General features: G+C 52.6%; 15 protein-coding genes. 11 read left to right on the top strand and 4 right to left on the bottom strand.

Annotated elements, in window-relative coordinates; translation table 11 throughout:
• Nucleotides 1-160 precede the first annotated feature (160 nt).
• Nucleotides 161-853, top strand: coding sequence for a 16S rRNA pseudouridine(516) synthase RsuA (gene rsuA / locus ACE1BR_RS21035; RefSeq protein ID WP_374873717.1), 693 nt, complete (start codon nt 161-163; stop codon nt 851-853).
• 21 nt (nt 854-874) lie between these two features.
• Here the strand turns inward: rsuA and ACE1BR_RS21040 are convergent, their stop codons facing one another.
• The gene (locus ACE1BR_RS21040) at nt 875-1,774 is read right to left on the bottom strand and encodes a DMT family transporter (protein ID WP_374873719.1); all 900 of its coding nucleotides are present in this window, start codon (nt 1,772-1,774) and stop codon (nt 875-877) included.
• Nucleotides 1,775-1,931: 157 nt separating this feature from the next.
• On the opposite strand from ACE1BR_RS21040, the gene ACE1BR_RS21045 reads away from it, so the two are divergent.
• Both ACE1BR_RS21045 and yfcE read left to right on the top strand, forming a co-directional pair.
• Nucleotides 1,932-3,569, top strand: a complete 1,638-nt coding sequence (locus ACE1BR_RS21045; RefSeq protein ID WP_374873721.1) for a peptide ABC transporter substrate-binding protein — start codon at nt 1,932-1,934, stop codon at nt 3,567-3,569.
• Between the two features lie 10 nt (nt 3,570-3,579).
• Nucleotides 3,580-4,122: a phosphodiesterase gene (gene yfcE, locus ACE1BR_RS21050; RefSeq protein ID WP_374873723.1), complete on the top strand. Its 543-nt coding sequence runs from the start codon at nt 3,580-3,582 to the stop codon at nt 4,120-4,122.
• A gap of 38 nt (nt 4,123-4,160) precedes the next feature.
• On the opposite strand, the gene ACE1BR_RS21055 is transcribed toward yfcE, so the two are convergent.
• The 3 genes from ACE1BR_RS21055 to flgA form a co-directional block, all read right to left on the bottom strand.
• The gene (locus tag ACE1BR_RS21055; RefSeq protein ID WP_374873725.1) at nt 4,161-4,577 is read right to left on the bottom strand and encodes a flagella synthesis protein FlgN; all 417 of its coding nucleotides are present in this window, start codon (nt 4,575-4,577) and stop codon (nt 4,161-4,163) included.
• Nucleotides 4,574-4,900, bottom strand: coding sequence for a flagellar biosynthesis anti-sigma factor FlgM (flgM, locus tag ACE1BR_RS21060; RefSeq protein WP_374873727.1), 327 nt, complete (start codon nt 4,898-4,900; stop codon nt 4,574-4,576). The genes ACE1BR_RS21055 and flgM overlap by 4 nt, the downstream gene beginning before the upstream one ends.
• A 92-nt stretch (nt 4,901-4,992) precedes the next feature.
• Nucleotides 4,993-5,676: a flagellar basal body P-ring formation chaperone FlgA gene (flgA, locus tag ACE1BR_RS21065; protein WP_374873955.1), complete on the bottom strand. Its 684-nt coding sequence runs from the start codon at nt 5,674-5,676 to the stop codon at nt 4,993-4,995.
• A 144-nt stretch (nt 5,677-5,820) separates the two neighbouring features.
• Between flgA and ACE1BR_RS21070 the strand changes: the two genes are divergently transcribed.
• From ACE1BR_RS21070 to flgG, 8 genes are all read left to right on the top strand, one after another.
• Nucleotides 5,821-6,732, top strand: coding sequence for a chemotaxis protein CheV (locus ACE1BR_RS21070; protein ID WP_374873729.1), 912 nt, complete (start codon nt 5,821-5,823; stop codon nt 6,730-6,732).
• Nucleotides 6,733-6,749: 17 nt separating this feature from the next.
• On the top strand, nt 6,750-7,574 hold the full coding sequence (locus ACE1BR_RS21075; protein WP_374873731.1) for a CheR family methyltransferase: 825 nt from the start codon (nt 6,750-6,752) through the stop codon (nt 7,572-7,574).
• Between the two features lie 245 nt (nt 7,575-7,819).
• Entirely contained in the window at nt 7,820-8,218 is a 399-nt protein-coding gene (gene flgB, locus ACE1BR_RS21080; protein ID WP_374873733.1) for a flagellar basal body rod protein FlgB, read from the top strand.
• Nucleotides 8,218-8,637: a flagellar basal body rod protein FlgC gene (gene flgC / locus ACE1BR_RS21085; protein WP_005344527.1), complete on the top strand. Its 420-nt coding sequence runs from the start codon at nt 8,218-8,220 to the stop codon at nt 8,635-8,637. The genes flgB and flgC overlap by 1 nt, the downstream gene beginning before the upstream one ends.
• Nucleotides 8,638-8,652: 15 nt before the next feature.
• Entirely contained in the window at nt 8,653-9,393 is a 741-nt protein-coding gene (locus ACE1BR_RS21090) for a flagellar hook assembly protein FlgD (RefSeq protein WP_374873735.1), read from the top strand.
• Nucleotides 9,394-9,403: 10 nt separating this feature from the next.
• Nucleotides 9,404-10,759 (top strand): flagellar hook protein FlgE, encoded by a 1,356-nt coding sequence (gene flgE / locus ACE1BR_RS21095; protein ID WP_374873737.1) that lies wholly within the window; start codon nt 9,404-9,406, stop codon nt 10,757-10,759.
• A 144-nt stretch (nt 10,760-10,903) separates the two neighbouring features.
• Nucleotides 10,904-11,650 (top strand): flagellar basal-body rod protein FlgF, encoded by a 747-nt coding sequence (flgF, locus tag ACE1BR_RS21100; protein WP_374873739.1) that lies wholly within the window; start codon nt 10,904-10,906, stop codon nt 11,648-11,650.
• Nucleotides 11,651-11,665: 15 nt separating this feature from the next.
• On the top strand, nt 11,666-12,454 hold the full coding sequence (gene flgG, locus ACE1BR_RS21105) for a flagellar basal-body rod protein FlgG (RefSeq protein WP_374873741.1): 789 nt from the start codon (nt 11,666-11,668) through the stop codon (nt 12,452-12,454).
• The last annotated feature ends 4 nt before the right edge of the window (nt 12,455-12,458 follow it).

Consider the following 12,458-nt stretch of genomic DNA (forward strand, 5'->3'; position numbering starts at 1 on the left):
CCTGACTTTTATTATTATGAGTATCGTTCGGATGGGGCATACCGGAGAAGTCTAACATCGGATAACTGCTTCGTCATAATTGGCAACCCCTTAACAGTGGCGTTGTCGCCCCCGCCCGATATAATGACGCCCCTTTACTTGTTGGATCCCGAGGTTGTGAATGCGGCTTGATAAATTTCTGTGCGATTGTTCCGATTTGACCCGCTCGCTGGCAGGCAAACTGATCCGTCAGGGTGAGGTCATGGTGGATGGCATTGTGGTCAAGCAGCCCGCCTTTCATATCAATGAGCAGAGCCAGATCGAGTTTGACGGTGTGTTGTTGACGCTGGAGCAGCGCAACCGCTATTTCATGCTGCACAAGCCGGAAGGTTACGTCTGTTCCAATGAGGATCCGGATCACCCGACCGTCTTCTTCCTGATGGATGAGCCGGCAATGGGCAAGCTGCATGTGGTGGGTCGCCTCGATCTCGATACCACGGGGCTGGTGTTGGTGACCGACGATGGTCAATGGTCCCACCGCATCACGTCGCCTCGTCACGAGTGCGCCAAGACTTATCACGTCTGGCTGGCCGATCCGGTGAACCCGGATGCGATCGAGCTGTTCGCCGAAGGGGTATATCTGCGCAACGAGACCGATAAAACCCGTCCTGCCCAGCTGGAAATTCTCGGCGAGTGCGAGGCTCGCCTGACCATTCACGAAGGCAAATACCATCAGGTCAAGCGGATGTTTGCCTCCATCGGCAACAAGGTGGTGGGGCTGCATCGTGAACGGGTGGGCGGCCTGACGCTGGACGAAGCGCTGGCTCCCGGCGAATATCGCGAGCTGACGACTGAGGAGATCGCCCTGTTCTGATGGTCAGCTTCCCGCCGGGGTTCAGTGGCCGCTAAAACCCAGGACTAGCGCTGTACCTAGGGTGGCAATCAGGGCTCCGACCCAGGCGGCAAGAGATGGCCGCTCGCCCGAGTGCCACCACAATAGTGGCAGCAAGATCACGGGGGTGGTGGAGGAGAGAATGGCCACCATCCCGACCTCTCCTTGCCGTAAAGCCACCAGGATCAGGGTCATGCCAAGCGCCATCGCCAAAAAACCGTTCGCGGTGATCAAGGCGAAGATCTGACGGTTGATGGGATTGATTGGTCGTGCAAGCGGCATCCCTATCGTTCGCAAGGTGCAGTGCGCCAGCAGTGCGCTGGCCATTCTGATCCCCGAGCCACTCACCGCATCCACGGTGCCACTCATCATCACCGGTTTGGCAATGATGACACCCAGGCTCTGACAGAGGGCCGCCGTCAGGCCAAGCCCAATCCCGATGCCCAAGCTGCCCCGGATCTGCTCCCACTCGTTGCTGCTACTGCGCCTGCCAAACAGGATGGCCAGCAGGACGCCGGCAAACACCAGGATGGCGCCCAGCAGTCGCCACCCCGTCAGCTGTTCGTTAAACAACCAGAGTCCGAGCAGGGCGGAAAACAGGGCATGGCAGGAGAAGAGCAGACCACTGCGTCTGGGCCCCAGCCGGTTCATGCAGGCATAGAGTGCCGTATCGCCGATGAAGATCCCGATAAGACCCGAGAGTGCGAGCTGGGGGAGGGTACTGGCTGTGAGCGTTTGCCAGCCACCGGTGAGCAGACTCATGCTGCCGAGCATCAGGGTAACCAGGAACATGCGCCAGCGGCTATAGGCAAATGCTCCCAGATGGCGGGCTGGTTTGACCGAAATCAGGGCTGCAATTGCCCATAAACTGGCCGATGCTACGGCCAGCCACTCATACCCCATAAAAACTCCTGAAAAAAGTCGCCCGAAAGACTCCATCTCCGGGACAAGCCCGATACAATACGGGGCGTTTTCGGGGATAACAAGGGCGGCATCAGGCATTCATCAGGCGCGCCGTCGGCCTTCCCCCTCCAGAAGTGGTTTTATTCGAGGTTTTTTCATGAGGTATGGTTTCTTCCCCAAGCTGGCGCAACGCTGGCTCTCCCCGCTATTGATCGCTGTACTGGCTGGACCATTGGCACATGCGACCACCGTCGAACAGCAACCCCCCTTGGCTGATCGGCAAACCCTGATCAAGGGCAATGGTGCCGAACCGGAGTCACTGGATCCTGCCTTGGTGCGCTCGGGGTTCCCGGGAGAAGCCGTATTGGTGGACCTGTTTGAAGGGCTGGTTAGCGAGGATGGCCAGGGTAATATCGTGCCGGCCCAGGCGCTACGCTGGGAGGTCAGCGAAGATGGTCTGGAGTGGCGTTTCTTCCTGCGGCCCCAGCTGAAGTGGTCAAATGGCGAGCCACTGGTCGCCAGCGATTTTGTCTATGCCTGGCGCCGTCTGCTTGATCCGGCCATCGGTTCTCCTTCTGCTGGACTCCTGCTGGCTACGGGGATCAACAATGGTCAGTCTATCTATGCGGGGGCGCTGGAGCTCGACAATCTGGGTATTCAGGCACAGGGCGATCAGATCCTGAAAATCACGCTGGAGCGGCCAGTCCCCTATTTTCTGCAACTTATCAGTCAGCGTCCCTTCGTGCCGGTCAATCAGCGGGCAATAGCCAAGTTTGGCAAACAATGGACGGAACCAGGCAAGCTGGTGAGCAATGGCGCTTACCGGTTGACGAACTGGACGCCAAACGAACGGATCGAAGCCGAGCGCAATATCCACTATTGGGATGATCTCCACACTCGTATTGAGCGGGTCACCTATCTGCCTGTTACTTCTCAGCACGCAGAGCGGTTGCGTTATGAGGCTGGTGAAATACAGCTGACCAATAAGGTGTCACTCGATTACTACCAGAAGATGAAGCGTGAAGCGCCAGAACGACTCTGGGGTTCGTCACTGTTTGGTACTTACCTCTATGTCTTCAACATGCGGCGACCTGAATTACAGGATATTCGGGTGCGTCAGGCACTTTCCATGGCGATTGACCGCCAGCAGCTGACCGAGTCGGTAAGCGGCCAGGATGAGAAGGCTGCATGGTCGTTGTTGCCGGAGATGCCCGGTTATCCGCGCGTGGTGATACCCGTGGCACTGGAAAATATGTCGACCCGGCAGGTCAAGGCGGCGGCGCTACTGGTTGAAGCGGGCTACAGCACGGCGCGTCCGCTCAAGCTCAGCATTACCTACAACAAGGCGGAGACCCACAAAAAGATGGCGGTAGCGATTGCGGCCATGTGGCAGAGGTTGGGCGTGCAGGTTTCGTTCAACGATCTGGAGTGGGGGCCCTATCAGGTTGCCAAGGATAGCGGTGATTTTCTGGTGGCCAGAAGCTTCTTGTTTGGTGACTACGTGGAACCATCAGCGATGTTAAGCAGTTTCCGCTGTCAGGATCTGCGTAATGAAAGTGGTTACTGTAATCCCGATTTTGATCTGCTGCTGGAGCAGGCGGTCAATACGCTTGATAACGGGAGCAGGGCAGAGCTTTATCACCATGCCGAGCAGTTGCTGCTCGAAGAGGCACCGATCATACCCGTGTATCATTACAATCAGATGAGATTGGTCGATCCCACGTTGCGGGGGTTGCCCAGCCAGAATTTGAAAGGAACGATTGCCACCAAGGATCTCTATTTCAGCCCGCAGTGAGGAGCATTTCATGAAACTTGCCATCATTTCCGATATTCACGGCAGTATCAGTGCGCTGGAGCAGGTGTTGAGCCTGCTCCAGCCATGGCAGCCCGATCACTACCTGCTGCTTGGTGATGTGCTCAATCATGGGCCACGTAATCCTTTGCCAGAAGGATATAACCCTGCAGCGGTCGCCGAGCGGCTCAATGAATTGGCGGCACAGATCATCGCCGTGCGGGGCAATTGCGATTCTGAAGTGGATCAGATGTTGTTGAGCTTCCCCATTACAGCCCCCTACAACCAGCTGCTAATAGATGAGCGGCGCTGGTTTGTCAGTCACGGCCATCTGTATCGCCCCGATGAGGTGCAATTACCTGCTGGTAGCCTGTTTCTGAGTGGTCATACCCATGTACCGGTACTGGAGTGGCAGGGCGAGCGGGTGTTGATGAATCCGGGCTCGATCTGTTTCCCGCGTGGCGAGTTGCCCGCCAGCTATGGCTGCTATGAGGCTGGTGTACTGAGTGTTAAGGCGTGTGCGGATGGTCGCGAGCTTCTGCGTTTGTTGCTTTAGAGTATGAACTGAGAAAGAGCAAGGCCTGATATGGGGTGTCAGGCCTTGATACCGTAGGAGCGGGTGCCAGAGCGCGTATTGCCCTTGGCGTCATATGTCATGCTGTTGCGATCGCGCAGCTTACTCAAAAAGGTAGCCAGACGGCGGTTGGAGACGATACTGAGCTCCAGCAGTCGGCCATTGATGTCATTTTGCGCCTGACATGCATCTAGCTTGGCTCGTAGTTGAGCCATTTGGTCCGGATAGGCTGCCAGTTGTTGCGCAAGCTCCGGCATCTCTGCCAGTGTTTTATCCAGTGTTTCTATCGCAGCAAGTAATTGCTGTTTGCGCTCGGTCAGTGCAGGCAGGGCCAGAGCCTGATGCTGTTCGAGCAGGCTGAACTCCTCTTCCAGAATGCCTTGCATCTGGGTGAGGTAATCATCCTGAGTGTGCAGTAACGAAGGTAAGTCCATCATCCGAGAACTTTGTCCAGATTGGTCTCAAAGTTGAACATCTTTTTGGCCACAGCATCACTGTTAACCTGATATTCACCACTGGCAACGGCCTTTTTCAGTCGCTCTACCTTGCTTTCGTTACCGGTCGATGCGGTATTGAGGTTTTGTTGCATCTTTTGCAATTGCTGAGCCTCATTAGTCAAGGAGACGGAGTCCAGCTTGACAGTTGCCGCTTTGCTTTCATTTTCGGGCGATGAGGTGACTGACTTGCTGCCTGTCCCCTGGCTACTACCGGTATTTTGCAACCGATTGTTCGCCAAGTTGTTGATATTGTTGATGGCCATTTGAGTTACCTTCGTCTGCTTTAAGGTTTGCTTACCTGTTTATCGGTACGGTAGGTCAAAACTTTAGAAAAAAATTGTCAATGCCTCAGACATTAAAAAGTGACCGACACAGAGCCCACTGCACTCACTTTACCCTCGACTGTTTTACCAGAGCGAATATTAACGAGTTTGATGATCTCCCCGAAGCTGCCATCTTGCAAGGCTCGGGCCATTGTTTTGATCTGGAAGTTGCTGTTTTCCGCCGTCAAGGTGACCTGATCCCCTTTGCATACCACACAGACTTGGCTTAAACGGATAGGTTGCCCCGGCTTTATCTCCCGTTTGCTGCGAACGCCAATGAGGGGGGCGGGGTCAGTCAAATAGTCGCCACGGATCAGAGTCTGATCTTGATAAGCAAGCACCAGTTGGCTTTCGGTTAACACATCTCCTTTGGCAATGGGATTGGCTACCGTGACAAAGGGTTTTTGAATACTGACGCGAACTGGCAGATAGACATCCCAGGGCTTGTCTTCTTCGCATTTCAGGTAAACGGTTGTATTACGGCGAATTTCCATTTTTGCTGGTAAGCTGATGGTTAACCGATCTTCGCAGCGGGTAAGCGGGAGTCGTTCATCGAGGGTTGCCGTTGTGACCTCGGCCTTTGCATCCAAGGGTATGTCGAGTTGACCATAAACGAACTCTTGTGCCTGTTCTTGCAGATAGGTGGTGACCTCCGAGGCGGAGCTGGAAGATATGCTGCCAAAAAAGAGGCTGATGAGTAAAAGTCGGTTAATCATTTTTGCTCGTTGGTCGATAAGTTGTTCACGCATATCACCATATTTAACTATGATTGCTTCAGAATCTGTTCGTTGTCACATCAATAGTCTGACGCAATCCATCACGCATGCATGATTAATGCCAAGCGTTTTTAGGGAGTGTTTATGGCCAGTATCCTGGACTCGGTCAACCAACGTACCCAGCTAGTGGGACAAAACCGGCTGGAGTTGTTGTTGTTTCGTCTCAATGGACGTCAAAGATTTGGCATCAACGTATTTAAAGTGCGTGAAGTGTTGCAGTGCCCCCCCTTGACAGTGATGCCCAAGCTGAACTCCTGCATTCGCGGTGTTGCACACATTCGTGGCCAGACTATCTCTGTCATCGATCTCAGCATGGCGATGGGCAAACGGCCGATTGAAGACTTGAGCAAATGTTTCATTATTATCTCCGAGTACAACCGTTCCATACAGGGGTTTCTGGTGCACTCGGTTGAACGCATCATCAACATGAACTGGGAGTCGATATTGCCCCCACCAAAAGGGGCGGGTCGAATCAACTACATGACAGCCGTTACCGAGGTTGATGGTGAGTTGGTCGAGATCCTGGATGTTGAGCGCATTCTCAACGAAATATCACCGGTTTCCACCGAGGTAAGCAAAGAGTTGGTTGAGGCCAGTGTTGAACACCCGACTCTGGGTCGACCAGTGTTGGTTGCTGATGACTCCTCTGTGGCACGCAAACAGGTGCAGCGTGCGCTGGAAGCGATCGGGGTTGAATGTGTGCTGGCCAAGGATGGTCGCGAGGCATTGAACATGTTGCTGGAAATGACCAAGAGTGGCCCCATCAAGGATCAGATTGCACTGGTGATTTCGGACATTGAAATGCCCGAAATGGATGGTTATACCTTCACTGCCGAGATCCGGAATAATCCCAATCTCAAGGATTTGCATGTTATTCTGCATACATCCCTTAGTGGAGTATTCAACCAGGCAATGGTGCAGAAAGTTGGTGCGAACAACTTCATCGCCAAGTTCCAGCCGGATGAATTGGCAAAAGCCGTACAAAACGCACTTTAATTAAGAAGAATCGCTGCATGAAGACACTTTCGGACGACTTATATAAACAGTTCAGTAACTTTCTCGCGGTACAGAGTGGGATCGTGCTGGGTGATAACAAACAGTATCTGGTGAAGAGCCGCCTTTCACCTTTGATGGCGCAGTTTGGCATCGAGAGTCTGTCTGATCTGGTTACTCGTGCAATGAGTGTACGAGAGCGCGACCTGAAAATGGCAGTAGTGGATGCCATGACGACCAACGAGACCCTGTGGTTTCGTGATACTTATCCGTTTCAGCTTTTGACTGACAAGATTTTCCCTGAATTGGGTAAAAGTGGTCGGCCAATCAAGATCTGGTCTGCTGCATCATCGTCCGGGCAGGAGCCCTATTCGATTGCGATGACGGCACTGGAACAGCAGATGAAGAAACCGGGCACTTTGCCTGGTGGTGTGCAGATTGTGGGAACGGATATATCGACTACCATGCTGAACCAGTGCAAAGAGGGAGTGTATGACAGCCTTGCTCTTGCGCGGGGTTTGTCGCCTGAACGCAAGAAGATGTTCTTTGAGCCCTACGGTGACAATAAAATGCGTGTAGTGGAGCGAGTCAGAAAATTGACCACTTTCCGGCCTCTCAACCTGCTGGAGAGTTACAGTTTACTCGGTAAATTTGACATTATTTTTTGCCGTAACGTGCTTATCTACTTTGCGCCGGAAGTGAAGTCAAAGATCCTCAACCAGTTTGCTGCCAGTCTCAACCCTGGAGGATATCTGATGCTGGGGGCGTCGGAGTCTTTGGCAGGGTTGACCGAGCGGTTTGAAATGATCCGTTGTAATCCAGGGATTGTTTACAAGGTCAAATAGCTTTTCTGCCTTGATTTATATGGAATCTTTGGATTCCTCACCGTCCAGTAAGAGGGAAGCACAGTGCTTCCCTCTTGTTATTTACCAAGGTTACACGTAATCACCTTGCTCGGTATGTTCATCATCCACCACTGTCCGCTAAAGACGAACGGCCGTATAGTTCTGACCCATCTTCACAGCGTCTCTTAACAGCTCTCTTTTGGCACACCTCTTGCAAACAAAATATACCAAGCAGGAGGTGTGCTATGGCTATTTCATTTGACAAGGCATTTGGTGTTCATCAATACACGCTGGGAGTTCGAGCCAAGCGTGCAGAAGTGCTTTCGAGCAACATTGCCAATGCGGATACCCCAGGCTTTAAGGCCAAGGATATCAACTTTGCTCAAGCCTTGCAGGATGCCCAGCATCAACAGGGTTTTGGGTTGGCGACGACCAGCGAAAAGCATTTTGCCTTGAATATGGATTCGCCCGGTTCTGTTCAATACCGTAACCCGTTACAGCCGGATACCGGTGATGGCAATACGGTGGATGTACAACAGGAACGTAGCGAGTTTATGCGTAATAGCCTTGAGTACCAGACCTCCCTTGAGTTTATGAATAGCAAGATCAGTGGCCTGCTTAAAGCCCTGAAAGGAGAGCAGTGATGAGTTTGTTCAAGGTCTTTGACATTGCAGGCTCAGCCATGAGTGCACAGTCTGTGCGACTCAATACGGTTGCCAGCAATATGGCCAACGCGGACAGTGTCAGCTCCAGTGTGGAAAACACTTACCATGCAAGGCGGCCAATTTTTGCCGCTCAGCTCGACCAGGCAATGTCCGATAAACAGGGCTCGGTAGGGGTTGAGGTAAAGGGCATAGTAGAGAGCAAGGCTCCGTTGCTCAAAGAGTACAACCCCAACCACCCGATGGCGGATAAAGACGGTTTCATCTTCAAACCGAACGTCAATATGGTTGAAGAGATGGCGGATATGATTAATGCCTCGCGCAGCTACCAGACCAATGTACAGGTTGCAGACTCGGCCAAGAAGATGCTGCAGCAGACGCTACAGCTTGGCAAGTCCTGATAGGGGGAATGCAGCATGGTCGACACCAATAACAGTGTGAACGGCATCAGCCGTACCACGACCCAGACGACAGGCACGACTACCACGCCCAAGAAGGAGCTGGATCAGGCGTCGTTTATGAAATTGCTGACAATGCAACTTTCATATCAGGATCCTTTCAAGCCAGTGGATAATTCCCAGATGCTTTCCCAAATGGCATCCATGTCGACGTCGGAAGGGATCAGTAGCCTCTCTAGTCAGATGGGGAAGCTCAATGAGCAGATGATCTCCAGTCAAGCCCTGCAAGCATCTTCTTTAGTAGGCCAAAATGTGTTGTTACCAAGCAATATTGGTTATTTGGATAAGGAAGGGCCTATCTCTGGTGTTGTGCAGGTTGGTACGGCCAACAAATACTCGAGTGTCAAAATCACGGTCGAGGATGAAGCTGGTCAGGTTATCAAGGAATTTAGCCTTGAAGGAGACCAGAAAGGCAACGTGGAAGTTGCTTGGGATGGAACCGACAAGAACGATAAGCGGGTCAAGCCCGGCAAATATGTGCTCAAAGCCAGCGGCACAGTGGATGGCAAGTCTGAAACTATTCCCACATATGCTTATGGCAAGGTTGATAGCGTAGCTTTGGGCAATGCCACAAACCCCACACTGCTTAATCTGAAAGGTTTGGGCAGCACACAACTGAGTTCCATTCTGCAAATATCAGGAACCAATTCCAACCAGACGGCCAAGCCGTTACCAAACACGTCGACAGCATCGATCTAAGGAGCTGGATATGTCATTTAACAATGCCTTGAGCGGTGTCAATGCGGCACAAAAAGACTTGAACGTCACCGCAAACAATATTGCTAACGTTAACACGATGGGATTTAAAGAGTCCCGAGCCGAGTTTGCGGATGTTTATGCCAACTCCATTTTTGTCAATGCGAAGACGCAGGTCGGTAATGGTGTCGCCACCGGGGCTGTTGCCCAGCAGTTCCATCAAGGGGCGCTGCAATTTACCAATAACGCGCTGGATCTGGCGATCCAGGGTAACGGTTTTTTTGTGACCTCTGACGGGTTGACCAATCTGGATCGCACCTATACGCGTGCCGGTGCATTCAAGCTTAATGAAAGCAGCTATATGGTCAATAATCAGGGCCACTATCTGCAAGGCTATGAGATTAATACAGATGGTACCCCGAAAGCGGTCAGCATCAATGCAACCAAGCCTATCCAGATTCCGGATCGAGCGGGTGAACCGGTTAAAACCAGCAAAATTGACGCTAGTTTTAACCTTCCCTCTAACACCGATCCGCTACCATCCGGTTTTGGTGCAGGACCTGCGTCAACATTTGATCCAAAGGATTCAAAGACCTATTCGTCATCCACTTCTGTGGTGATTTATGACTCGTTGGGGGAACCCCATACTATCACTCAATATTTTATCAAAGAGGCCGACCCTGCCAACCCGGGCAAGCCGACCACCCCGACTTCCTGGCGGATGTATCTCTATCAAGGAGATAAACCGATTGATATTGTTGGTGGCGCAGCGCCGACAATGGCGGCTGGTTTGAACCCGGCCCCGTTGGGTGCCCAGATTACATTTGGCGCTGATGGCAAAATGATTACACCGACAATACCGGCAAGCATCAAGACGGAGCAACTGGGGGCTGGAGCGGGCATCATTACCAATGGTGCAGACCCGACTCAGCAGGTTGATATTACGTTTGGTACCGTGACCCAGTATGCGTCACCGTTTGAAGTCAACAAGTTGTCACAAGATGGTTCTACTGTTGGTCGTTTGACCAAGGTAGAGATCACTCCAGATGGTATTGTGTCCGCAACTTACAGCAATGCTACGACCATCAAGGTCGCCATGGTTGCGATGGCCAAATTTGCCAACTCGCAAGGGCTGACTCAGGTAGGTGATACTTCCTGGCGGCAATCCCTGCTCTCTGGTGACGCGTTGCCAGGTACTCCGAATTCTGGCACTTTCGGTACCATCAAGTCATCTTCGCTGGAGCAGTCTAATGTGGACTTGACCTCTGAGCTGGTTGACCTTATCACTGCTCAGCGTAACTTCCAGGCCAACTCACGTTCTTTGGAGGTTAACAGTTCGCTGCAGCAAACCATTCTGCAGATCCGTTAATTCATCTCCTATTGAGAAGGGCGCTGCGGCGCCCTTCTTTCTGAGTAATCCCTCCTGTTTTGTTGCCCCTGAACTTCCTGAATTGGCATTGGCATCCTAATTGCATTTCTCTGACTTAGAGTCATCTGTTTGACGGAGAATCCCATGGATCACCTGCTTTACATCGCCATGTCCGGGGCTAAAGAGAACATGAACAGCCTTGCTGTGCGTGGCAATAACCTCGCCAATGCCAATACGACTGGCTTCAAATCCGATTTCGAGCAGGCCCGAAGCATGCAGGCCTTTGGTGAGGGATTGCCTAGCCGGGTGTTCGCCATGACGGAACGTCCGGGTCAGAATTTGCAGCATGGCATGCTGATGACCACCGGGCGGGATCTTGATGTGGCGGTCGATGGTCCTGGCTGGATCGCGGTGCAAGATCCCAAGGGAGGAGAAGCTTATACCCGGATGGGAAATTTGCAGGTTAATGCGACCGGCAATTTGCAAACGTCGACCGGCCTCAATGTGGTGGATGACGGGGGTCAACCTATCGTGCTGCCGATGCCGATGGAGAAGATGGCGATCAATCGCGATGGCACCATCAGTGGCCGCCCGGAGGGGGCTGGGGCCAACTTGTCGGAAGATTTTCAACGGATCAAATTGGTCAACCCGGCAGCCAGTGCGGTAGAGAAGGGGCAAGATGGTCTGTTTCGGCGCAAGGATGGTCAGAATGAGCCCGCCTCTGCCAATGTCGGCCTCATTGCTGGCTCCCTTGAGGGGAGTAACGTCAATGTGGTCGATGAAATGACCAACTTGATCCGGTTGCAACGGCAGTTCGAAACCCAGATCAAATTAATGAAAACGGCCGAAGAGAATGATGAGGCCCAAACCCAGTTGCTGCGTATCAGCTAACCAAGGAGTTACATCATGAATCCTGCACTTTGGATCAGCAAGACCGGGTTGGATGCTCAGCAGACCAATATTTCGGTCACTTCGAACAACCTGGCGAACGCCAGCACCGTGGGTTTCAAAAAATCACGGGCGATCTTCGAAGACCTGCTTTATCAGAACATCAACCAGCCTGGTGGCCGTTCCTCTGCCGATACCGAGCTTCCTTCCGGTTTGATGCTGGGGGCCGGTGCCAAGGTGGTGGCGACCCAGAAAAACCATAGCCAGGGCAACGTACAGACCACGGACAACTCACTGGATCTGATGATCAGCGGCCGCGGTTACTTTGAAATTCAATTGCCGGATGGCAGCTCTGCCTATACCCGTAACGGTCAGTTCACGCTCAACAGTGAAGGCACCATCGTTACCCCAGGCAGTGGTTATACCCTGCAGCCTGAAATCCAGATCCCGGAGAATGCACAGAGTGTGACCATTGGTGAGGATGGGCAGGTCTCGGTACAGCTCAAAGGGGATGGCGCCTCTCAGGTTGTTGGTCAGATCACCCTTTCCGATTTCGTTAACGCCAGTGGTTTGCAGCCGATGGGTGAGAACATGTTTCTTGAAACCCAGTCCAGCGGTGCGGCAATCCAGGGGACTGCCGGTGCTGATGGCATGGGGGTGGTCAAGCAAGGCATGCTGGAGGCCTCCAACGTCAACGTCACTGAAGAGCTGGTTAACCTGATCCAGGCTCAGCGGGTCTACGAGATGAACTCCAAAGTTCTCTCTGCGGTGGATGGCATGATGTCATTCCTGATCCAGCGAACCTAAGTAG

The organism is Aeromonas sp. MdU4, from assembly GCF_041929505.1.
In the GTDB taxonomy this organism is placed as follows: domain Bacteria; phylum Pseudomonadota; class Gammaproteobacteria; order Enterobacterales; family Aeromonadaceae; genus Aeromonas.